This is a genomic window from Caenispirillum bisanense, assembly GCF_039523075.1.
GTDB classification, from domain to species: domain Bacteria; phylum Pseudomonadota; class Alphaproteobacteria; order Rhodospirillales; family Rhodospirillaceae; genus Caenispirillum; species Caenispirillum bisanense.
This window is the reverse complement of record NZ_BAAAEP010000027.1, coordinates 40,622-62,864: the sequence shown is the minus strand read 5'-3', so window position 1 is coordinate 62,864 and position 22,243 is coordinate 40,622. Positions and strand designations below refer to the sequence as shown.

The 22,243-nt window shown below is 68.8% G+C and carries 23 protein-coding genes; 18 read left to right on the top strand and 5 right to left on the bottom strand.

What is annotated here, in order from left to right:
- Window positions 1-1,107, bottom strand: a 1,107-nt coding sequence (locus tag ABD056_RS13340; protein ID WP_343867339.1) for a COX15/CtaA family protein, incomplete at its 3' end; no start/stop codon positions are given.
- A gap of 161 nt (window positions 1,108-1,268) precedes the next feature.
- On the opposite strand from ABD056_RS13340, the gene ABD056_RS13335 reads away from it, so the two are divergent.
- The 10 genes from ABD056_RS13335 (at window position 1,269) to ABD056_RS13290 (ending at window position 10,095) form a co-directional block, all read left to right on the top strand.
- Complete coding sequence (locus ABD056_RS13335; RefSeq protein ID WP_343867338.1) at window positions 1,269-1,640, top strand: type II toxin-antitoxin system PrlF family antitoxin; 372 nt, start codon at window positions 1,269-1,271, stop codon at window positions 1,638-1,640.
- Window positions 1,637-2,149 carry a type II toxin-antitoxin system YhaV family toxin gene (locus ABD056_RS13330; protein ID WP_343867336.1) on the top strand — a complete coding sequence of 171 codons (513 nt, stop codon included), beginning with the start codon at window positions 1,637-1,639 and terminating at the stop codon, window positions 2,147-2,149. The genes ABD056_RS13335 and ABD056_RS13330 overlap by 4 nt, the downstream gene beginning before the upstream one ends.
- Window positions 2,150-2,213: 64 nt before the next feature.
- Window positions 2,214-3,002 (top strand): glycosyltransferase family 2 protein, encoded by a 789-nt coding sequence (locus tag ABD056_RS13325; protein ID WP_343867334.1) that lies wholly within the window; start codon window positions 2,214-2,216, stop codon window positions 3,000-3,002.
- A 10-nt stretch (window positions 3,003-3,012) separates the two neighbouring features.
- Entirely contained in the window at window positions 3,013-3,798 is a 786-nt protein-coding gene (locus ABD056_RS13320; protein WP_343867332.1) for a TVP38/TMEM64 family protein, read from the top strand.
- Window positions 3,799-3,981: 183 nt separating this feature from the next.
- A complete protein-coding gene (gene groES, locus ABD056_RS13315) occupies window positions 3,982-4,269 on the top strand; it encodes a co-chaperone GroES (protein ID WP_343867330.1) in 288 nt (95 codons plus the stop codon).
- Between the two features lie 67 nt (window positions 4,270-4,336).
- The gene (gene groL, locus ABD056_RS13310; protein WP_343867327.1) at window positions 4,337-5,983 is read left to right on the top strand and encodes a chaperonin GroEL; all 1,647 of its coding nucleotides are present in this window, start codon (window positions 4,337-4,339) and stop codon (window positions 5,981-5,983) included.
- Window positions 5,984-6,169: 186 nt separating this feature from the next.
- On the top strand, window positions 6,170-6,343 hold the full coding sequence (locus ABD056_RS13305; protein ID WP_343867326.1) for a hypothetical protein: 174 nt from the start codon (window positions 6,170-6,172) through the stop codon (window positions 6,341-6,343).
- Window positions 6,344-6,359: 16 nt separating this feature from the next.
- Window positions 6,360-6,953, top strand: a complete 594-nt coding sequence (locus tag ABD056_RS13300) for a hypothetical protein (protein ID WP_343867324.1) — start codon at window positions 6,360-6,362, stop codon at window positions 6,951-6,953.
- 159 nt (window positions 6,954-7,112) lie between these two features.
- Window positions 7,113-9,164: a putative bifunctional diguanylate cyclase/phosphodiesterase gene (locus ABD056_RS13295; protein ID WP_343867323.1), complete on the top strand. Its 2,052-nt coding sequence runs from the start codon at window positions 7,113-7,115 to the stop codon at window positions 9,162-9,164.
- Window positions 9,165-9,423: 259 nt separating this feature from the next.
- Window positions 9,424-10,095, top strand: coding sequence for a response regulator transcription factor (locus ABD056_RS13290; protein ID WP_343867322.1), 672 nt, complete (start codon window positions 9,424-9,426; stop codon window positions 10,093-10,095).
- Between the two features lie 159 nt (window positions 10,096-10,254).
- Here ABD056_RS13290 and ABD056_RS13285 read toward each other — a convergent pair whose 3' ends face one another.
- Together ABD056_RS13285 and ABD056_RS13280 are read right to left on the bottom strand one after the other, a co-directional pair.
- Window positions 10,255-10,779 (bottom strand): invasion associated locus B family protein, encoded by a 525-nt coding sequence (locus ABD056_RS13285; RefSeq protein ID WP_343867321.1) that lies wholly within the window; start codon window positions 10,777-10,779, stop codon window positions 10,255-10,257.
- 238 nt (window positions 10,780-11,017) lie between these two features.
- The gene (locus tag ABD056_RS13280; protein WP_343867320.1) at window positions 11,018-11,530 is read right to left on the bottom strand and encodes a winged helix DNA-binding protein; all 513 of its coding nucleotides are present in this window, start codon (window positions 11,528-11,530) and stop codon (window positions 11,018-11,020) included.
- Between the two features lie 112 nt (window positions 11,531-11,642).
- On the opposite strand from ABD056_RS13280, the gene ABD056_RS13275 reads away from it, so the two are divergent.
- Both ABD056_RS13275 and ABD056_RS13270 read left to right on the top strand, forming a co-directional pair.
- Window positions 11,643-12,086: a DUF29 domain-containing protein gene (locus ABD056_RS13275; RefSeq protein ID WP_343867319.1), complete on the top strand. Its 444-nt coding sequence runs from the start codon at window positions 11,643-11,645 to the stop codon at window positions 12,084-12,086.
- Window positions 12,087-12,122: 36 nt separating this feature from the next.
- Window positions 12,123-12,566 (top strand): DUF29 domain-containing protein, encoded by a 444-nt coding sequence (locus ABD056_RS13270; protein WP_343867318.1) that lies wholly within the window; start codon window positions 12,123-12,125, stop codon window positions 12,564-12,566.
- Window positions 12,567-12,621: 55 nt separating this feature from the next.
- Here the strand turns inward: ABD056_RS13270 and ABD056_RS13265 are convergent, their stop codons facing one another.
- Window positions 12,622-16,272: a hydantoinase B/oxoprolinase family protein gene (locus tag ABD056_RS13265; protein WP_343867317.1), complete on the bottom strand. Its 3,651-nt coding sequence runs from the start codon at window positions 16,270-16,272 to the stop codon at window positions 12,622-12,624.
- A gap of 153 nt (window positions 16,273-16,425) precedes the next feature.
- Window positions 16,426-17,118: an N-acyl homoserine lactonase family protein gene (locus ABD056_RS13260; RefSeq protein WP_343867316.1), complete on the bottom strand. Its 693-nt coding sequence runs from the start codon at window positions 17,116-17,118 to the stop codon at window positions 16,426-16,428.
- A 120-nt stretch (window positions 17,119-17,238) separates the two neighbouring features.
- On the opposite strand from ABD056_RS13260, the gene ABD056_RS13255 reads away from it, so the two are divergent.
- The 6 genes from ABD056_RS13255 (at window position 17,239) to ABD056_RS13230 (ending at window position 22,208) form a co-directional block, all read left to right on the top strand.
- Complete coding sequence (locus ABD056_RS13255) at window positions 17,239-18,240, top strand: TRAP transporter substrate-binding protein (protein WP_343867315.1); 1,002 nt, start codon at window positions 17,239-17,241, stop codon at window positions 18,238-18,240.
- Between the two features lie 110 nt (window positions 18,241-18,350).
- The gene (locus ABD056_RS13250; protein ID WP_343867314.1) at window positions 18,351-18,923 is read left to right on the top strand and encodes a TRAP transporter small permease; all 573 of its coding nucleotides are present in this window, start codon (window positions 18,351-18,353) and stop codon (window positions 18,921-18,923) included.
- A gap of 15 nt (window positions 18,924-18,938) precedes the next feature.
- Window positions 18,939-20,240 carry a TRAP transporter large permease gene (locus tag ABD056_RS13245; RefSeq protein WP_343867313.1) on the top strand — a complete coding sequence of 434 codons (1,302 nt, stop codon included), beginning with the start codon at window positions 18,939-18,941 and terminating at the stop codon, window positions 20,238-20,240.
- Window positions 20,241-20,250: 10 nt separating this feature from the next.
- On the top strand, window positions 20,251-21,183 hold the full coding sequence (locus ABD056_RS13240) for a hypothetical protein (protein ID WP_343867312.1): 933 nt from the start codon (window positions 20,251-20,253) through the stop codon (window positions 21,181-21,183).
- Window positions 21,184-21,250: 67 nt separating this feature from the next.
- On the top strand, window positions 21,251-21,730 hold the full coding sequence (locus ABD056_RS13235; protein WP_343867310.1) for a c-type cytochrome: 480 nt from the start codon (window positions 21,251-21,253) through the stop codon (window positions 21,728-21,730).
- Window positions 21,731-22,016: 286 nt separating this feature from the next.
- A complete protein-coding gene (locus ABD056_RS13230; protein ID WP_343867308.1) occupies window positions 22,017-22,208 on the top strand; it encodes a hypothetical protein in 192 nt (63 codons plus the stop codon).
- Window positions 22,209-22,243: the final 35 nt, after the last annotated feature.

Genomic DNA, 22,243 nt, shown 5'->3' with positions numbered 1-22,243 from the left:
GCCCGGCGATGCCGGCGGCGGCGGCGGGGTGCGCAGCAGCCGCAGCAGCACGGTCGCCGCCGACAGCAGCGCCAGGGCGCCGAGCTGATGGGCGACGCCCAGGCTCACCGGAACCACCAGCAGCAGGGTGGCGATGCCGAGGCTCATCTGCGCCAGCGCCAGCGCCGCCACCGCCGCCGCCATGTGGCGGGCGCGGGCCGGCACCGCCTCCCCCTGGCGCCACGTACAGGCCGCCAGGAGCAGGGCGGCCCCTACCACCGTCACCGCCAGCAGCCGGTGCTGGAACTGCACCATGGTCACGTTGTCGAGGTGGTTCACCCACCACGGGCTGTGCAGGTGCAGGCCGTTGGGCACCAGCCGGCCGTCCATGAGCGGGAAGGTGTTGTAGGTCAGGCCCGCATCCAGCCCCGCCACCAGCGCCCCCGACAGCACCACCGCGAAGGCGAAGGCGACGAAGGCGCGGGTGAGGGTGGCGAGGCGGCGGACGGCGGCGGTGGCAGGGACGGCGACGGTCTCCCGCAGCCACAGGTCGACCGCCAGCCGCAGCATCAGCAGCAGGATGAGGAAGGCGAGGCCCAGGTGGGCGGCCAGCCGCAACGGGCTGACCATGGGCTGGTCGACCAGGCCGCTCTTGACCATCAGCCAGCCGACGAGGCCCTGCAGCCCGCCCAGCACGAACAGCCCGCCGAGCTTCAGCGCCAGCGGCCGGTCGATGGCGCCGCGGGCCAGGAACCACAGGAACGGCAGGGCGAAGACCACGCCGATGGCGCGGCCCCACAGGCGATGCAGGTACTCCAGCCAGAAGATGCCTTTGAACTCGGCCAGGGTCATGCCGTAGTTCTTTTTCTGGTATTCCGGGAACTGGCGGTACTTCTCAAAGGTGGTCTGCCAGTCGGCCTCCGTCAGCGGCGGCAGCACGGTCAGCGGCTGCCACTCCACCATGGACAGGCCGGAATCGGTGAGCCGGGTGGCACCGCCGAGCCCGACCATCACCGCCACCATGGCGCACAGCACGAACAGCCACACCGCCACCGCCCGCCTCTGCGCCGCCGCCCGCCCGACCGGATGGGGAGCCGAGGGAAGGTCGAGTGCGATGGACGACTGCATGCGCGGCTGCCTCCGCCGTGAAACCGGAACACGCCCCGATGATGGGACGCCCGCCGCCCGAGGTCAAAGGGAAAGCCGAGCGGGGGTGTCGGGTAAGGGGGTGGGGTTGCGCCACAATGCAAATGCATTACCTTGATCGGACCACCAGCGGGAGCACCGTCATGACCATCCTGGAAGTCGAAGCCACCGTGACCGAGCGCGGCCAGACCACCGTGCCGGCCGCCATCCGCTCGGTGCTGCGGCTCGGCAAGCGCGATGCCATCGTGTTCCGTGCCCTCGACGACGGTACCGTGGTGGTGGCACGCAAGGAGCCGGCCCCGGTCGAAGAGGTGCCGGATCCGGTTCTCGGGCGCTTTCTCCAGCTGCTGGAGGACGACATGGCGCACCGCCCCGACCGTCTGGTCGTGGCCGATGCCGACCTGGGGCGCCGGCTGCGCGAGGCGGTGGCGGGGGTCGAGGTCGATCCCGACGCGCCGCTGCCCGATGATGATGACGACGATGCGGGCGAGGATGCGGACGGCGCCGCCCGATGAGCGGCCGGCAGCCCCTTGTCGCCAACGGCTGGCGGCTGGTCTTCCACCCCCTGCTGCTGGACGAGCTTGAGGCCCTGCTGGTCCAGGTGGAGCGGGCCAGGGCGCGCGATCCGGACGGCTGGCGGCGAAAGCGCTCCGCCCGCCTGCTTGCCGGGCTGGTCCGGCTGCTGCTGGACGACATCCCGGCGGACCCGACGCGGGAGGTCTACCGCCAGGGCAATACCCTTGGCGGCAGCCACCGGCACTGGTTCCGCGCCAAGCTGTTCCAGCGCTACCGCCTGTTCTTCCGCTATCGGGCGGCGGAGCGGGTGATTGTCTATGCCTGGGTCAATGATGAGGACGGCCAGCGCGCCAGCGGCGGCCGCAACGATCCCTATGCCGTGTTTCGCCAGATGCTGCTGGGCGGCCATCCTCCCGACGACTGGGACGCCCTGCTGGTCGAATGCGCGGGCGCCGAGGCCCGGGCCCGCGGGCTGGTCGCCGCCGTCCTTCCACCCGAATCCGTTTGAAGCCGCTCCCCGGCAGGTATAAAAGACCCCGGTCGTATGTCCCGAGCGAGTCCGGCCACCGCCCATGAACGAGTCCAGCATGCCGACGGCGCCCCTGTCGTCGGACCTGCCCATGGTTCCCGACCTGTCGGTCGTGGTGCCCGTCAAGAACGAGGCGGAGAACATCCTGCCGCTGGTGGAGGAAATCCACGCCGCCCTCGAAGGCTTCATCGACTTCGAGGTGGTGTATGTCGACGACGGTTCCGACGACGACACGCCCACCCGGCTGCGCGACGCCCAGGCCCGTTTCCCGCGCCTGCGGGTGGTGCGCCATGCCGCCAGCTGCGGCCAGAGCCAGGCGGTCGCTACCGGCGTGCGGCTGGCCCGCGGCGCCTGGATCGCCACCCTGGACGGTGACGGCCAGAACGACCCGGCCGACATCCCCGCCATGATCCGCCGCCGCGATCAGGAAGCCGCCGCCTCGGCCACCGACGCCGCCCTGGTGATGATCGCCGGTCACCGCCAGAAGCGGCAGGACAACGGCCTGCGCCGGATGTCGTCGAAGGTGGCCAATGCCGTGCGCTCGGCCATGCTGAAGGATTCCACCCCCGACAGCGGCTGCGGCCTCAAGCTATTCGCCCGCCAGACCTTCCTGGATTTCCCGCGCTTCGACCACATGCACCGCTTCCTGCCGGCGCTGATGATCCGCGCCGGCGGCAAGGTGGTCAGCGTGCGCGTCAACCACCGTCCGCGCGAGCGGGGGGTGTCGAAGTACGGCCTGTGGAACCGCCTGTGGGTGGGCATCGTCGACCTGTTCGGCGTCGCCTGGCTGCAGTCGCGCGCCCGCCGGCCGGTGATCGAGCGTCACGACTGATCCCGCCTTCATGACCGCCACCTCCGACGAGTTCGACGACGACGACGGCACCGACGCCGCCGCTGCCCCCGGCGCCGCCTCGGGCCTGCGGTCGCTGCTGAAGGGGCTGGCGATGATCGCCGGCCTGGTCGCCATCGGCTACGCCGCCCGCGAGGTGGGCGTGGTGGAGATGCTCGACCCCGCCTGGCTCGACACCCAGGTGCGCGGCCGCGGCTTCTGGGGCGAGCTGGTGTTCGTGGCGGCGGGGGCGCTGCTCACCGGCGTCGGCCTGCCGCGCCAGATGGTGGCCTTCGGCGGCGGCTATGCCTTCGGCCTGTGGGAAGGCGTGGTGTGGGCGCTGCTGGCCCAGAGCATCGGCTGCGCCGGCGCCTTCTGGTATGCCCGCCTGTTCGGCCGCGCCTTCGTCCGCCACCGCTTCGGCCCCCGCATCGCGCGGGTGGATGCCTTCCTGCGCGGCAATCCGTTCAGCATGACGCTGCTGATCCGCTTCCTGCCGGTCGGGTCCAACGTCATCACCAACCTGGCGGCCGGGGTGACCAGCGTCGGCGCGCGGCCGTTCCTGGCCGGCTCCGCCCTCGGCTACCTGCCGCAGACGGTGATCTTCGCCCTGCTCGGCTCGGGCATCCATGTCGACCCGGAACTGCGCATCACCCTGTCGGTGGTGCTGTTCGTGATTTCGGGCGTGCTGGGGGTCTGGCTGTGGCGCCGCATCCGCCGCGACCGCAAGCGCGCCCGCCTGGCCGCCGCTTCCGCTGCCGCCGCCGAGGGCTCCGACGGCGCCGCCGGCCAGGGCTGATACCCCTTCCGGATGGCGGGTGTGGCCGCACTGTCACCGTGCGACGCTTGACAGCGGTGCCGCTTGCGCATACCTGTGTTGGCACTCATCGGGCGGGAGTGCTAACAGCGTCTCCGGTCCCCGTATCGTTCGTCTCATTGTTTCAATCGCACTGGGACTTTCCCCCAGCGACGGAGGATTTCCATGAAGTTTCGCCCGCTGCATGACCGTGTTCTGGTCAAGCGTCTCGAAGCCGAAGAGAAGACCCGGGGTGGCATCATCATCCCGGAAACCGCCAAGGAAAAGCCCCAGCAGGGTGAAGTGATCGCCGTGGGCCCGGGCGCCCGTGGCGACGACGGCAAGATCGTCGCCCTGGACGTGAAGGTCGGCGACAAGGTGCTGTTCGGCAAGTGGTCGGGCACCGAAGTCACCATCGACGGTCAGGACCTGCTGATCATGAAGGAAACCGACGTCATGGGCATCGTCGAGTAAGGCTGCGCGCCTCGCTCCGACCCATTGAAGTCCGGTTTACCCTGCATCTGCTAGAGGATTTGAGCCAATGGCTGCCAAGGAAGTGAAGTTCGGCGTCGACGCCCGCGCCCGCATGCTGCGCGGTGTGGACATCCTGGCCGACGCGGTGAAGGTTACCCTCGGTCCGAAGGGCCGCAACGTGGTGCTGGAGAAGTCCTTCGGCGCCCCGCGCGTGACCAAGGACGGCGTCTCGGTCGCCAAGGAAATCGAACTGAAGGACAAGTTCGAGAACATGGGCGCCCAGATGGTCAAGGAAGTCGCTTCCAAGACCGCCGACATCGCCGGCGACGGCACCACCACCGCCACCGTTCTGGCCCAGGCCATCGTCCGTGAAGGCGCCAAGTCGGTCGCCGCCGGCATGAACCCGATGGACCTGAAGCGCGGCATCGACCTGGCCGTCCAGGCCGTGGTCACCGACATCGCCGGCCGCACCCGCAAGATCTCCACCTCCGCCGAGGTCGCCCAAGTCGGCACCATCTCCGCCAACGGCGAGAAGGAAATCGGCGAAATCATCGCCAAGGCGATGGAAAAGGTCGGCAACGAGGGCGTCATCACGGTGGAAGAGGCCAAGGGCCTTGAGACCGAGCTGGACGTCGTCGAAGGCATGCAGTTCGACCGTGGTTACCTCTCGCCGTACTTCATCACCAACGCCGAGAAGATGACCGTCGATCTGGACAACGCCTACATCCTGATCCACGAGAAGAAGCTCAGCTCGCTGCAGCCGCTGCTGCCGGTCCTGGAAGCCGTCGTGCAGTCCGGCCGTCCGCTGCTGATCATCGCCGAGGACATCGAGGGCGAGGCCCTGGCGACCCTGGTCGTCAACAAGCTGCGCGGTGGCCTGAAGGTCGCGGCCGTGAAGGCTCCGGGCTTCGGCGATCGCCGCAAGGCCATGCTGCAGGACATCGCCATCCTGACCGGCGGTGAAGTCGTCTCCGAAGACCTGGGCATCAAGCTGGAGAGCGTCACGCTCGACATGCTCGGCCAGGCCAAGAAGACCAGCATCACCAAGGAAACCACCACCATCGTCGATGGCGTGGGCTCCAAGGACGACATCGAGGCGCGCTGCAACCAGATCCGCGCCGCGATCGACGAAACCACCTCCGACTACGACCGCGAGAAGCTCCAGGAGCGTCTGGCGAAGCTGGCCGGCGGCGTGGCGGTGATCAAGGTCGGCGGCGCCACCGAGGTCGAGGTGAAGGAGCGCAAGGACCGCGTTGACGACGCCCTGCACGCCACCCGCGCGGCCGTGCAGGAAGGCATCGTCGCCGGCGGCGGCGTTGCTCTGCTCTACGCCATCAAGGCGCTGGAGTCGGTCCAGGTCGGCAACGACGACCAGAAGGTCGGCGTCGAGATCGTCCGCCGCGCCCTGCAGGCGCCGCTGCGTCAGATCGCCGAGAACGCCGGCCATGACGGCGCCGTGGTCGCCGGCAAGCTGCTGGAAGGCAACGACGTCGACATGGGCTTCGACGCCCAGAACGGCAATTACGTCAACATGGTGAAGGAAGGCATCATCGACCCGACCAAGGTCGTGCGCACCGCGCTGCAGGATGCCGCCTCCATCGCCGGCCTGCTCATCACCACCGAAGCCATGGTGGCCGAGCTGCCGGAGAAGAAGGAAGCCATGGGTGCCCCCGACATGGGCGGCATGGGTGGCATGGGCGGCATGGGCTTCTAAGCCCTTACCGACCACGTTTGCAGGAGAAGGGCCGCCCCATGGGGCGGCCCTTTTTCCGTGCGGAAGCGGGCAGCGGAACAGCGATTCCGCGCGTTCGAGCAACAAATACTTCAAATACAAACTGTTGAGCCGTGACTCCCGCCGTGCCATGATCCTTGTCGTGAGCAACTGAGAGAGGAGGCAAGGATGATCTCCTTCCTTGCATTCCTGGTGTCGCTGCCGACGCTCTATACGCTGACGTCGTGGGCCATGACCGGATACCGCCAGGTGGCGGTGAAGCCGCTCGACCGGCAGGCGATCCTGCTGGCGGTCAGCGGTGCGATCCTGACCGCCATATCGGCGCCCTTCGCCCAGGGCTGAGGCTCGGCCGCGTCGGGTGACGCCGGCCGGTGACGAGACCCTTCCCAAGCCGGTGGCGGTGGATTATCTAGCCGCCATGATCCGACTGACACTCCCCCTGCGGCGGCGTGCCGCCGTGCTGGTCGCCACCGCCATGCTGATGGCGGCGGCGCTGGCGGCCGTGGCCGGCCCGCGTCCGGCGCTGGCGCAATCGTCGTCGGCGGTGCTGAGCGACGCCCTGGCGGCCGAGTTGCAGCGGCCGCTGACCCCGCCGGAGGCCTGGGCCGTCACCCAGGCGGTGCGCGACCATGTGGGCCGGCTGCGGGAGGCGCGTCTGGCCCTGGCGGCGCGGGCGGGCGAGGCAGTGGGGCTGGCGGCCGAGACAGTCGTCGACCTGCTGCCGCCCCTCGGCCGCGGCCCGCAGAGCGTCGAGCCGCCGCTCGCCCCGGCCCTGGCCGACCGGCTGGCGCGGGCGCTGTCGCCGGCGGAGCAGGAGGCCGTCGCCGCGGCGGAGGCGGAACGGATGGCTGCCCTCGACCCCCACCGGCGCGATCTCGCCCGCCGTCTGGCCGCCCTCACCGGGGTTCCGGCCGCGCAGGTGCTGCCGCTGCTGCCGGCCTGCGGCCTGTAGCACCGAGTGCAGGCGCCGACGCCCCAGGCGTGCGCGTGGGGCATGCACGGGCGTAAGACCTTTGTGGAAATTTTAGCCGAAATATTGCATGCTGCCGCGCGACGGTAACGGCCGCTGCGGGGGCAGTGGCGCCGGGCGTTTTCGGGCAGGTACAGGGTCATGAAGTCCTTTCTGGCGCGCACGGTCCGCACGCTCAGCATCGGCCAGTTCGTCTTCTTGCTGTCCATGGCGGCAATGGCGCTGGCGGTGGTGGTGGTGCTGGTGATGTCGACCGTGGTCGAACGCCGCGCCGTGGGCGATCTCGCCCAGGAAGAGGCCCGCCAGACCTCGGAACTGATCTTCCAGTCGCTCTATGCCGCCATGCGCAAGGGCTGGACCAAGGACGAGATCGGCGACATCGTCGCCCGCCTGAACGAAAGCCAGCCGGGGACCGAGATCCGGGTGTTCCGCGGCACGCCCGTCATCGCCCAGTACGGCGACCTGCCCGGCGAGGCGCTGCTGCGCGACAACGACCCGCTGGTGGCGGAAGCCTTCCGCACCGCCGAGCCGGTGCTGCGCACGGAAGAACACCACATCCGCTACATCTATCCGGTGCTGGTGCGGGACGAGTGCCTGAGCTGCCATGTGGCCAACATCGGCCAGGTCAACGGGGTGGTGGACATCAGCTATCCCATCACCGACCTGAAGGTTTCCGTCGGCTTCGTCATCAAGTCGGTAATCATCTACTTCACGCTGATCCTGACGACGCTGTTCCTGGCGCTGTACTTCAAGCTGCGGGTCTTCGTCGCCCAGCCCATTTCCGACTTCGTCGGCGTCATCGACGACATCATCGCCCACACCGACCTCAACCGCCGCATCGCCCAGGGCACCCACCTGCGCGAGGTCAACAGCCTGTCGAACCACTTCAACCGGCTGCTCGGCACCATCCAGGAATACCAGGACAAGCTGGAGGAGTTCAGCCAGCGCGACCCGCTGACCAAGCTCTACAACCGCCGCAAGTTCGAGGATTTCCTGCGCATGGAGGTGGCGCGCGCCCACCGCCACGGCCACCAGTTCAGCCTGATCATGCTGGACCTGGACGACTTCAAGGGCATCAACGACACCTACGGCCACCCGGTCGGCGACCTGGCGCTGAAGGAACTGGCGAGCATCCTCGACCGCCGCATGCGCCGCACCGACGTGGTGGCGCGGCTCGGCGGCGACGAGTTCGCGGTGCTGATGCCCGAGACGACGCCCGATCAGGCCCGCATCGCCGCCGAGAACCTGTGCCGCGCCCTGGCCGATACGGTGATCCGCCTGCCGGTGGGGGCGGCCCATGCCCATGCCAGCTTCGGCCTCGTCTCCTACCCCGAGAACGGCTCGACGGTGGAGAAGCTGACCATCGCCATGGACGTCGCCATGTACAAGGCCAAGCGCCTGGGCAAGAACCGGGTGGCGACCCTCGACAGCGGCGAGGAAGATGCCGTCATGGCGGTGTTCCAGAAGGGCCGCATGCTGCAGGAGGCGCTGGCCGCCGATGCCATCGAGCCGGTGTTCCAGCCCATCCACCGGGTCGCCGACGGCGGCCTGTTCGCCCTGGAGGTGCTGGCGCGGGTGCGTACCGCCACCGGGCTCAAGCCGGCCGCCGACTTCATTGAGGCGGCGGACGAGCTGGGGCTGACGCGGGAAATCGACGAGCGGGTGTTCGACAAGGGCCTGCGGGTGCTGGCCGCCCACCCCGACCGCCAGATGAAGATGTTCTTCAACCTGTCCGGCCGCTCCCTGGCCGCCGCCGACTGGATGCAGGCGGTGCCCGACAAGGCCCGCGCCGCTGGGGTGGAGCCGAGCCGCATCGTGTTCGAGATCACCGAGCGCGAGGCGCTGCCGCACTTCGACCGGCTGGTGAAGATCATCGACAGCATGCGCGGCCACAAGGTCGGCTTCGCCCTGGACGACTTCGGCAGCGGCTTCTCGTCGTTCGTCTACCTGAAGTTCCTCGACGTCGACTATGTGAAGATCGAGGGCAGTCTGGTGCGCCACCTGTGCAGCGACCCGCGCGACCGCGTGATGGTGCGCCACATCCACGCCATGGCCAAGGAATTCGGCATCAGCACCATCGCCGAGTTCGTGGAGGATGCCGACACCCTCACGGCGCTGGCGGCGATGGGAATCGATTTCGCCCAGGGCTGGCATATCGGCGCCCCTGATGTGGCTGCCGCGACGTGTGGATGAGAGTTATTTTCAGTCGTTGCGGTACAGTAATCGTGCATCGGCCCCCGGCTGCTTTCGCTATACTGGTGCCATTGTTACGCTTCGTTGTGGCCGCCGTTTCTTTCCATCGTATTTTTGCCTCTCCTTGATCGATCTTATACCAAAGGGTAGTATATTCCCAAATTGCTTTCGGGAATAATAGCTTCGGGTGGGGGAATGAGGCCGATCGCGCCGACGGGGGCGCGGGCGGATGGAACGCTTACGGGGGGCTCCTTCGCAAATGACCGACAGACCTGTCCGGATTCTTATTGCCGACGATCATCCGCTGGTGCGGCGGGCCCTGGGTGCGACGCTGTCGCAACTGGGTAACGTGACGTTGGACGAGGCCGGAACCCTTGATGAAGCCGTGGCGCGGGTGACTGCCACGCCGGACCTTGACCTGGTGGTCTTCGACCTGCGCATGCCCGGGGCCAGCGGCCTGCAGGGCCTGACTCAGGTGCGGACCATCGCGCCGACCGTGCCGGTGGTGGTGCTGACGGCGGATGAAAACCCGCGGCTGGCGCTGAAGGCGCTGGAGCAGGGGGCATCCGGCTTCATTCCCAAGACGGCGCCGGAAGCGGTGCTGCTGGCCGCCATCCGGCTGGTGCTGCAGGGCGGCATCTACATTCCGTCCATGGTGGCGGAGCACGCCGCCCATGCCGACGGCCACGGCGGCCACGGGGCGTCCCGCTCGCCCCGCCACAGCCTGACGGCCCGCCAACGCGACGTGCTGGCCCTGGTGCTGGAAGGCCTGAGCAACCGCGAGATCGCCACCCGCTTCAACCTGTCGGAAGCGACGGTGAAGGCGCACGTGACGGCCATCCTGCGGGCCTACAACGTCACCAGCCGCGCCAAGCTGATCCGCGCCGCCAATGCCGAGGACGGGGCCGACATGATGCTGGGCGAAGGCTGACCGCGCCGCCGGCCCCCCCGGCCGGCTCCGCAAAGACACCGGGCCGCCGGCTCCCCGGCCGGCCCCGCAAACGACACCGGACCGCCGGCCCCGCAAACGACAACGGGCCGCTCCCCAGGAGCGGCCCGTTCCGTTTGCGCGGCGGCGATGCCGGGGCGCTTACTTCTTCACGCTGTCCCAGCCGGCGGTGAAGCCGGAGAGCGAGGCGTCCTCGCCCATCTTCTTGCCGGCGGCGGTGATGAAGTTGACGTTCATCGCCTTGCCGCCCTTCATGCGGCTGATCATCTGGTCGTTCAGCGGCACGATGGCGCGGCACAGGCCCGGCGTGCAGATCTGATAGGGCACGCGCACCTCGCTGCCGCCATCGACGGCGAAGCCGGCACCCGGCGGGATCAGCACGCCGGTCGGCAGGTCGGCGAGGATCGCCGGTTCATTGTTCGGGCCGAAGTAGCCGACCTTCAGCGACATCATGGGGCGGCCGCTCTGGGCGTCCTTGACGTTCTGGAAGATGAAGCATTCGGTGCCGGCGCCGCCGGGCAGCGTTTCGCAGGCCCCGGTCCAGCTGCCGTAGGTCTGCCCGATCTGGGCATTCCCCTGGGCGCCGCCCTGGGTCTGCGCCACGGCAGGCGCAGCGGCAAGCGCCACCCCGAGAATGGCCGCCGCCCCCACGACGGTGGCGCGCATGCTCGGAACACTCAAACGGAAACTCATTCAGGGCTCCTCTCGCCTTGGCGAACGGCCGCTCGGCGCACCCCGCGCCCGGCCGGTATTCTCCCATCTCCCGCCTTCGGTATCCCCACCCGATGGCGGGCCGCCGAAGACGCGGCACCATACCACCAGCAAAGCCAGGATGCACGGGCTGCCTATGACTAGTCCGTGAACATGGCGGATTGAAGGCGGCAGCGGGTGGGGAGCGGGCGCCTCACAGCACCGTCGCCGCCCGCGCCGCCTGGCCGTAGAGGCCGGAAAGGGCGCGCAGCTTGCCGGCCTGTTCGCCGATGGCGCGGGTGTCGAGGCCCATGGTCTGGAAGCTTTCCACCAGGCATTCCTCCCGCACCTGGCGATAGGCGTCGCAGGCGGTGTGGCCGGCCTCGGTGGTGCGGAACCAGGCTTCCTTGCCGCGCTTGGTGCGCTCCACCAGCCCGGCGGCCTCCAGCTTCTTCAGGCTGTAGCTGACCAGGTGGGTGTCCTCCACGTTCAGGGTGAAGCACACGTCGGCCAGCCGCTTGTCGCGGTCGCGATGGTTGACCGAATGCAGCACCAGCACGTCCAGCTGCGACAGGTCGGGGTAGCCGGCTGCCGCCATGCAGCGCACCATCCAGCGCGAGAAGGCGTGGTAGGCGATGATCAGGCCGAACTCGAACTCCGACAGTTCGGCGGCTTTCTCGCTGACCAGATGGGCGGAGGAGACGATGCGGCGCGGCTTGGCGTCCATGGGAACTCCTTTCTGTCGACGGCGGTCGGGGCGGCGAGGGCAGGGCGCCGGCGCCCTTGCTGGTCCATGCCCCGGCTGTTATCTCTCGAACCAGAGATGGAGGACCAGCACCATGTCCAAATCCGCCCTGTATGACCAGGATTTCTATGCCTGGGCCAACGAACAGGCCGCCCTGCTGCGGGCCGGCAAGCTCGCCGCCGCCGACATCGAGCACATCGCCGAGGAAATCGAGAGCATGGGCAAGGCCGAGAAGCGCGAACTGGTCAACCGGCTGACGGTGCTGCTGCTGCACCTGCTGAAGTGGCAGTTCCAGCCGGTGCGGCGGAGCAACTCGTGGCGGGCCACCATCCGCGTCCAGCGCCTGGAACTGGCCCGCCACCTGAGGGACAACCCGAGCCTCAAGCCGAAGGTGCCGGAGGCCATCGCCGACGCCCATGTCACCGCCGTGATCCAGGCCGCCGACGAAACCGGCCTGCCGGAGTCCGCTTTCCCCGCCACCTGCCCCTGGTCGTTCGAGCAGGTCATGGATGCCGAGTTCTGGCCGGACCATTCGTGACGAGCATCCTGCCTCAGGCCCTGGAGGACCAGCACCATGTCCAAATCCGCCCTGTATGACCAGGATTTCTATGCCTGGGCCAACGAACAGGCCGCCCTGCTGCGGGCCGGCAAGCTTTCCGCCGCCGACATCGAGCACATCGCCGAGGAAATCGAAAGCATGGGCAAGGCCGAGAAGCGCGAACTGGTCAACCGGCTGACGGTGCTGCTGCTGCACCTGCTGAAGTGGCAGTTCCAGCCGGTGCTGCAAGGGTTGTCGTGGCAAACCACCATCCGCCTTGAGCGATTTGATATTGCAGACCTGTTGAACGATAACCCGAGCCTGTCAGCTCAGGTCACAGAGGTCATGATGCGCGCCTACAGAAGGGCTCTCGGCGAGGCCCAACTGGAGACCGGCCTGCCGGAAACGACCTTCCCCGCCACCTGCCCCTGGACCTTCGAGCAGATCATGGACGCCGAGTTCTGGCCCGACCCCTCGTGATCCCTGCGGCCCGGCAAGGGAAGGGGCGGCCCGCGAAGGGCCGCCCCGTTTCACGTCAGGCCTTGCCGTAACCGCCGCCGCCCGGCGTCATCACCACCACCACGTCGCCGGGGTGCATCTCGGTCTGGTCGGTGGAGCCCAGCTCCTGGGTGCCGCCGGCCGCCCGCTCGATCAGGGTGCGGCCAGGGGCGCCGGGCTCGCCGCCGTCCATGCCGTAGGGGGCGACCCGCCGGCGGTTGGAGAGGATGGCGACGGTCATCGGCTCCAGGAAGCGCAGCCGCCGCACGGTGCCGTCGCCGCCGCGGAAGCGGCCGGCGCCGCCCGAGTCCTGGCGGATGCCGAAGCTCTCCAGCAGCACCGGATACCGCCACTCCAGCACCTCGGGGTCGGTGAGGCGGCTGTTGGTCATGTGGGTGTGGACGGCGGAGCAGCCGTTGAAGTCCGGCCCCGCCCCGGCGCCGCCGCAGATGGTTTCGTAGTACTGATAGCGCTCGTTGCCGAAGGTGAGGTTGTTCATGGTGCCCTGGGCGGCGCCCATTACCTTCAGCGCGCCATAGAGCGCATCCACCACCACCTGGCTGGTCTCCACGTTGCCGGCCACCACGGCGGCCGGGTAGACGGGGTTGAGCATGCAGCCTTCGGGGATGATCAGCTCCACCGGCTTCAGGCAGCCCTCGTTCATGGGGATGTCGTCGTCCACCAGGGTGCGGAAGACGTACAGCACCGCCGCCCGCGCCACCGAGTTGGGGGCGTTGAAGTTGTTGGGGCGCTGGTCGCTGGTGCCGGTGAAGTCGACGGTGGCGGAGCGGCTGGCCGCATCCACCGAGATCTTCACCCGGATCACCGCGCCGTCGTCCATTTCATAGGCGAAGTCGCCCGAGGTCAGGCGGCCGATGACGCGGCGGACGCTTTCCTCGGCATTGTCCTGCACGTGGCCCATGTAGGCCTTCACCACGTTCAGGCCGAAGTGCTCCACCATGCGCTTCAGTTCATGCAGACCCTTTTCGTTGGCGGCCACCTGGGCGCGCAGGTCGGCGATGTTCTGGTGCGGGTTGCGGGCCGGGTACTTGCCCGACTTGAGGACGGCGGTGATCTCGTCTTCCAGGAAGCGGCCGTCTTCCACCAGCTTCAGGTTGTCGAGCAGCACGCCTTCCTCGTCCACCGTCGTGCTGTCGGGCGGCATGGAGCCCGGCGTGATGCCGCCGATGTCGGCGTGGTGGCCGCGGCTGGCGACGAAGAACAGGATCTCCTCGCCGGCGTCGTCGAACACCGGGGTGATGACGGTGACGTCGGGCAGGTGGGTGCCGCCGTTGTAGGGGGCGTTCAGCACGTAGACGTCGCCCGGCTTGAGCACGGCGCCGTTCTCGCGGATGACGGTGCGCACCGACTCGCCCATGGAGCCCAGGTGCACCGGCATGTGCGGCGCGTTGGCGACCAGATTGCCGCTGGCGTCGAAGATGGCGCAGGAGAAGTCCAGCCGCTCCTTGATGTTCACCGAATAGGCGGTGTTGGCCAGCGTCGCGCCCATCTGCTCGGCGATGGACATGAACAGGTTGTTGAACACCTCCAGCATCACCGGGTCGGCCTCGGTGCCGATGGAGACGCGCTTCGGCCGCGGCGTGACGCGGGTGAGGACGAGGTGGTTGCGGGTGTTCAGCTCGGCCGACCAGCCCGGTTCCACCACCGTGGTGGCGGTGGATTCGATGATGATGGCGGGGCCCATGACGCGGTCGCCGGCGTGCAGGCTTTCGCGCAGGTAGACCGGCGCGGCGTGCCAGGCGCCGCCGCTGTAGATCTTCACCTCGTCGGCGGCGGCGGGCTGCGGCGCGGCGTCGGCGGGGCGGCTGATGACCGGGTCTTCCGCCTGTTCGGTGGCGCCGATGGCCTCGACCGAGACGGCCTCGACGATGAAGCCGCGGCCGGCGATGACGAAGCCGAACTGCTGGCGGTGGTTGTCCTCGAAGGCGGCGATCATGGCGGCCTTGTCGGCGGCCTCCACCACGATGGCGGTGTCGGTGCCTTCATAGCGCAGGTGGACGCGGCGGATGACGGTGGTCTGCCGTTCCTCCACGCCCTGGCCGGCCAGTTCGGCGCGCGCCTCGGCCTCCAGTTCGTCCTGGGTGGCGGCGATGTCGGCCATGGCGGCGTCGGACAGCTTCACCTCCAGCGACCGCTCGCGCATGGCGCGCAGGTCGGCGAGGCCCATGCCGTAGGCCGACAGCACCCCGGCGTAAGGATGGATGAAGACCGAGTTCATGCCGAGCGTATCGGCCACAAGACAGGCGTGCTGGCCGCCGGCGCCGCCGAAGCAGGCGAGCGTGTACTCGCTGACGTCGTAGCCGCGCTGCACCGAGATCTTCTTGATGGCGTTGGCCATGTTCTCGACGGCGATGGTCAGGAAGCCTTCCGCCACCTCTTCCGGCGTGCGCTTTTCGCCCAGCTTGGCCTCGATCTCGGCCGCCAGTTCGGTGAACTTGGCCCGCACCACGTCGCCGTCCAGCGCCTCGTCGGCGTTGGGGCCGAACACCTTGGGGAAGAAGGCGGGCTGGATCTTGCCCAGCATGACGTTGCAGTCGGTGACGGCCAGGCGGCCGCCGCGGCGGTAGCAGGCCGGGCCGGGGTTGGCGCCGGCGCTGTCGGGGCCGACGCGGAAGCGGCTGCCGTCGAAGAACAGGATGGAGCCGCCGCCGGCGGCGACCGTGTGAATGCTCATCATCGGCGCGCGGATGCGCACCCCGGCCACCACCGACTCGAACGAGCGCTCGTAGACGCCGTCGTAGTGCGACACGTCGGTGGAGGTGCCGCCCATGTCGAAGCCGATGATCTTCTCGAACCCGCCCATGGCGGCGGTGCGCACCATGCCGACCACGCCGCCGGCCGGGCCGGAGAGGATGGCGTCCTTGCCCTGGAACAGGCGGGCGTCGGTCAGGCCGCCGTTGGACTGCATGAACATCAGCCGCACGTCGCCCAGCTCGCCGGCCACCTGATCGACATAGCGGCGCAGGATCGGCGACAGGTAGGCATCGACCACGGTGGTGTCGCCGCGGCCGACCAGCTTCATCAGCGGGCTGGCGCCGTGGCTGGTGGAGACCTGGGTGAAGCCGATGCGGCGGGCGAGGTCGGCCACCTGCTTCTCGTGGCTGGTGTAGCGGTAGCCGTGCATGAACACGATGGCGCAGGCGCGGATGCCGGCGTCGTAGGCCGCCTTCAGCTCGGTTTCCGCCTGTTCCAGATCGAGCGCCGTTTCGACGGTGCCGTCGGCGCGCACGCGCTCGTCAATCTCCGCCACCCGCTCGTAGAGCATTTCCGGCAGCTGGATGTTGCGGTCGAACAGCCGCGGCCGCGCCTGATAGCCGATGCGCAGCGAATCGGCGAAGCCGCGGGTGGTGACCAGCAGGGTGCGGTCGCCCTTGCGCTCCAGCAGGGCATTGGTGGCCACGGTGGTGCCCATCTTCACCGCCTCGATGGCCTCCGCCGGCACCGGCGCGGCCGCATCCAGGCCGAGCAGGTCGCGGATGCCCTTTAGCGCCGCGTCCTTGTACTGCTCCGGGTTCTCCGACAGCACCTTGTGGGTCACCACCGAACCGTCCGGCCGGCGCGCCACGATGTCGGTGAAGGTGCCGCCGCGGTCGATCCAGAACTGCCAGCGGCCGGTGGCGGGCGGGGCGGCGACCGGGGCGGCGGCGGACGTGGGGGAGGCGGTCATGACCGGACGGGGCTCCTGCTGATGAGCGGTGGATCGTTGACAGGATCGTCATAAGACGTGGACATTTTGTCAACGATTTCTCATTATGGGCGGGACGCGCAAGAGAGGAAGGCATTTCCACCCATGCACGCAGCGACGTTTCGCGGCGCCGGTTCAGCGGATGAGGAGGGGCAGTTCTGCCGCCTCGTCCCACAGCCATGCGTCGCCGTCCCGCCGCAGCTCGGGGAAATGGCCGGGCACGATGCGGTCGGCCATGTCCAGGATGCGGCGGATGGAGGCGGTGCCGTTCTCGGCGGTGTCGAAGGCCATGTCGCAGCGCCGGGCCATGACCTCCTTCACGTACTTGATGGCGTCGCCGGCCAGCACCACGGTGCCCTTCGAGTCGGTGTCCAGCACCAGCACCTGCAGGCCCGGCGTGTGGCCCGGTGCGGCCATGTGGCGGATGCCGGGGGCCAGTTCGCCGTCGCCGTCGACGAAGTGCAGGTCGTGGCGGCGCAGCTGGTCCTGGATCAGCCAGGGGATGAGGATGTCGTCGGGGTGCGGCGCGGCGGCGTAATCGAACTCGCGCCGGCTGACGATGACGCGGGCCTGCGGGAACAGGTCGATGTTGTTGGCGTGGTCGAAGTGCAGGTGGCTGAGGAACACCACCTTGATGTCGGCCGGCGTCAGCCCCGCCCGCTGCAGGCCCTTCAGCAGACCGATGCGGTTGGAGAAATGGCCGCAATCGAACAGCCACGGGCCGTCAGGGGTGTGGATCAGGGTGACGTTGGCGAGCGCCAGGAAGCCTTCGCGGAGCTTCAGGTTGTTGCCCTTGACGATCACCTCGTAGTCGATGCCGCGCGCCATCGCGTCCGGTCCTTTCAGATCATGTCCTGTCGCTACAAAACCCTAGCATTGACTCGGATATTGCGGGCAGGCGACAGTTTTTTCCACCCCTCTAACATCAGCACAAGAAAGAGGTCGAACATGTGGAGTGCTCTCGCTGGGCGGACCCGGTCGCTGGCCGCCGCCGCTTCCCTTGCTGCCATTCTGGGCGCCGCGCCGGCGCTGGCGCAGTCCGCGTGGGACATGCCGACGCCCTACCCCGACAACAACTTCCACACCCTGAACATCCAGAAGTTCGCCGCGGACGTGGCGGAAAAGACCGGCGGCCAGTTGACCATCAAGGTCCATCCCGCCGGCTCGCTCATCAAGCACCCGGAAATCAAGAACTCGGTGCGCTCGGGCGTGGTGCCCATCGGCGAGTTCCTGATGTCGCAGGCGCAGAACGAGAACCCCATCTTCGGCGTCGACAGCGTGCCCTTCCTCGCCACCGACTATGAACAGTCGGGCAAGCTGTGGGAGGCTGCCCGCCCGGCCATCGAGGACGCGCTCGGCAAGCAGGGCCTGAAGGTGCTCTACACCGTGCCGTGGCCGCCGCAGGGCATCTACTCCAAGCAGCCGCTGGCCCAGATGTCGGACCTCAAGGGCATCAAGTTCCGCGCCTACAACAACGCCACCGAGCGGGTGGCGCTGCTGGCCGGCGCCGTGCCGACCCAGGTGGAGGCGCCCGATCTGGCCCAGGCCTTCGCCACCGGCCGCGTCGATGCCATGATCACCTCGCCGTCCACCGGCGCCAACACCAAGGCGTGGGACTACGTCTCGCACTACTACGACACCCAGGCCTGGCTGCCGCGCAACATCATCGTGGTCAGCGACAAGGCGTGGCGCCGCCTGGACGAAGCCACCCAGAAGGCCGTGCTGGACGCCGCCGCCGAAGCCGAAGCCCGCGGCCTGGAGATGAGCAAGGAAGAGACCGAGGCCAAGACCAAGGAACTGGCCGACAACGGCATGACGGTCGAGGCCCCGTCGGACGCGCTGAAGCAGGGCTTCGCCCACATCGGCGAGACCATGACCTCCGAATGGGCCAAGAGCGCCGGTGCCGACGGCGCCAAGGTGCTGGGCGCCTACCGCGCCAGCAACAACTGACGCCGGCCTGACCGCCGCCGGCCGCGCGCCCGTCCCCCCGGCGCGCGGCCGGTCGGCTCCGGCTGCCGTTCCGGCTTTCCGTTTCCCCGCAGCACAGGACCCCCCGGCCCATGCGCAAGGCCCTGGACACCCTCTATCTCGCAAGCGGCGTGCTGGCGGCGCTGTTCCTCGTGGCGATCGCGCTGGTGGTGCTCGCCCAGGTGGTCGCCAACATCATCAGCAAGCTCAGCCAGTGGATCACCGGCGAGGCGATGGGCCTGCTGGTGCCGTCCTACGCCGACTTCACCGGCTGGTTCCTGGCCGCCTCCAGCTTCCTGGCGCTCGCCTATACCCTGCGGGCCGGCGGCCACATCCGGGTGGAGCTGCTGATCCAGGGCGCCCGCCCGGCGGTGCGCAAGGTGATCGAGCTGTGGTGCTGCACGGTCGGGCTGGTGGCCTCGGCCTATTTCGCCTGGTGGGCGGCCTCGCTGACGCTGGAAAGCTGGCAGTTCGGCGACGTGTCCTTCGGCATGGTGCCGATGCCGCTGTGGATCCCGCAGTCGGGCATGACCCTCGGGCTGATCGTGCTGACCATTTCCTTCGCCGATGAGGTGGTGCGCATCCTCACCGGCCGCATGCCGAGCTTCGATCAGGCGGAGGCGGACCTCGCCGACTCCTTCGACGAAACCCCCGCCGACCGCTGAAGGGCACCGCCTGTCATGAACGAGATTCTCCTGACCCTGTTCCTTGTCGGCGCCCTGTTCGTGCTGCTCGGCTCCGGCGTGTGGGTGGCGCTGTCGCTGCTCGGCGTCGGCTGGATCGGCCTTGCGCTGTTCACCTCCGCCCCGGTCGGCCAGGTGCTGGCGACCACCGTGTGGGGCGCCAGCAATTCGTGGGCGCTGGCGGCGCTGCCCCTGTTCATCTGGATGGGCGAGATCCTGTTCCGCTCCCGCCTGTCGCAGGACATGTTCACCGGCCTGGCGCCGTGGATGAACCGGCTGCCGGGGCGGCTCTTGCACGTCAACGTCATCGGCTGCGGCATCTTCGCCGCCGTGTCGGGATCGTCGGCGGCGACGGCGGCCACCATCGGCAAGATGTCCATCCCCGAGCTGCAGAAGCGCGGCTACGACCCGATGATGACCATCGGCACCCTGGCCGGGTCGGGCACCCTCGGCCTGCTGATCCCGCCGTCGATCATCCTCATCGTCTACGGCGTCGCCATCGACGAGAGCATCGCCCGCCTGTTCATCGCCGGCATCGTGCCCGGCGTGCTGCTGGTCAGCCTGTTCATGGGCTACATCATGCTGTGGGCGCTGGTGAAGCCGTCGAGCGTGCCGCCGCGCGAGCCGTCGCTGCCGTGGCGGGAGAAGCTGCGCCGCACCCTCGGCCTGATGCCGGTGGTGCTGCTGATCGCCGGCGTCATCGGCTCCATCTACGCCGGCCTGGCCTCGCCCACCGATGCCGCCGCCGTCGGCGTGGCGCTGGCGCTGCTCATCGCCTGGCTGAGCGGGTCGCTGACGTGGGAGAGCTTCAAGGATGGCCTGATGGGCGCCACCCGCACCAGCTGCATGATCGCCTTCATCCTGGCCGGCGCCGCCTTCCTGACCGTCGCCATGGGCTTCACCGGCATCCCGGCCAAGCTGGCGGCGTGGATCGGCGGCTTCGGGCTGAGCAAGTTCGAGCTGCTGGCGGCGCTGACGGTGTTCTTCGTGGTGCTGGGCTGCTTCCTCGACGGCATCTCGGTGGTGGTGCTGACCACCGCCGTCATCATGCCGATGGTGCAGCAGGCCGGCATCGACCGCATCTGGTTCGGCGTCTACCTGGTGCTAGTGGTGGAAATGAGCCAGATCACCCCGCCGGTCGGCTTCAACCTGTTCGTGCTGCAAGGGCTGACGGGCAAGAACATCCTCTATGTCGCCAAGGCGGCGCTGCCGTTCTTCCTGCTGCTGGTGCTCGCGGTGGTGCTGGTGGCGGCGGTGCCGGAGATCGCCACCTTCCTGCCCAGCATCATGATGGGCTGACGGGCGCCCCATGGGCAGGCTCGCCGACGTTCTGGTCCGTCAGTCGCGCTGGTTCCTCGCCGGCAGCGTGTTCGCCGGCCTCGCCCTGCCGGACCTGGCGGCGGCCCTGCGGCCGCTGCTGCCGCCGGCGGTGGCGGTGCTGCTGGTGCTGTCCATGCTGCGGATGGACTGGACGGCGGTGCTCGCCTACGGCCGCCGGCCGGGGCGGGTCGGGCTGGCGCTGGCCTGGGTGCTGATCGGCGCCCCGGCGGCGGTGGCCCTGGCGGTGGCGGCGCTGCCCATCTCCCCCGGATTGCAGGCGGCGGTGATCCTGATGGCGGCGTCGGCGCCCATCATGTCGTCGCCGGCGCTGGCGGTGCTGCTCGGCCTTGATGCCTCGCTGGCGCTGGTGGTGGTGGTGGGGTCGACCCTGCTGATGCCGCTGACGGCGCCGTGGGCGGCCGACCTGCTGGCCCACCTGCCGCTCGACATCCCGACGTGGGAGCTGATGGTCCGTCTGGCCGGGCTGGTGGCCGGCAGCGTGGCGGCGGCGCTGGTGCTGCGGCGGCTGCTCGGGCGGGCGCGGCTGGTGGCGTGGGGGGCGGGCATCGACGCCGCCTCCGTCGTCTTCCTGGTGCTGTTCGCCATCGCCATCATGGACGGGGTGACGGCCGAACTGCTGGCCAACCCGGCCCGCACCCTGCTCATCATCCTCGGCAGCTTCGCCGCCAACCTCGGCCTGCAGGCGGCGGGGGCGGTGCTGTTCTGGCGCACCGGCCGGCAGGCGGCGCTGACCGTCGGGCTGGTGAGCGGCAACTGCAACATGGCGCTGCTGCTGGCGGTGCTGCCGGCCGGCGTCGATGCCGACGTGCCGCTCTACTTCGCCCTCGGCCAGTTCCCCATCTACATCCTGCCGGCGCTGCTGACCCCGCTCTACCGCCGGCTGCGGCTGCCTGCCCCTTGACAGCGCCGCCCGGCGACCCTGCATTCGTGGGGAGAGCCCATCGTCCGCAACCACAGGATCGGCAGCCATGGCCTATGCTCCCTCCTACCTCATGCAGGTCGTGATCATCGGCCTGCTGCTGGCCGTGCTAGGCGTGGTCGGGATGGGGGCGTGGTGGTCGGCGGGCGGCGAGGGCAGCCCCCTGCACGCCGATACCGGCAACGCAACGCTGGTGGCGCTGGGCGGCGAGGTCTACGCCACGCACTGCGCCTCCTGCCACGGCGCCAATCTGGAAGGCGAGCCGGAATGGCGCACCCGCAATGCCGACGGCACCCTGCCGGCACCGCCCCATGACGAGAGCGGCCACACCTGGCATCACCCCGACCAGCAGCTGTTCGAGATCACTAAATACGGCATCGAGCACTTCGCCCCCGCCGGCTACCGCTCCAACATGCCGGCCTTCGAGGACGTGCTGAGCGACCGCGAAATCTGGGCCGTGCTCGCCTACATCAAGGCCCAGTGGCCGGAGGAAACCCGCCGCATGCAGGAGGCCCGGAACCGGCAGTAGGGGGGCGTCCATGGGGTCCGCAACTAAAAGGCAAGTATCCTGCGGCATTATGCACGCGCAATTTTTTTCAAGCCTGCTGGAACCGTACCGTGCAGGAAGTGTTTCATTGTCCGCATCCAGGCAGGGGACGCCGTCTGGTCGCAGCGCTCGGGCGGTTCCGTCGCGGTCTCAGGGGAGGCACCGTCGGCCCGGGCGTCATCAACAAAAAACCCAGGCGTCATAAAAGGGTCCCTGTTGCGCGTTATGGTGCGGCAGCAAACCAGCCAAGTCCGGGGAGGACAGTGCCGTGAGTGGGCGTTATGGAAAGGCCGGGACGGAACCGCCGCTGCATGAACTGATGGCCGACGAGGTGGTGCGGCTGGTCATGCGGCGGGATGGTCTTACGCCTGCGATCGTGTGGGCGCATGTGGAATGCGCACAGGCCCGTCTGCGCGCCCGCGAGGCGCGGACGGCGGAGCCGGTGCGCCGCTGCGCCTGACACGCATCGCGCTCAGGATGGCAACGGACAACCGG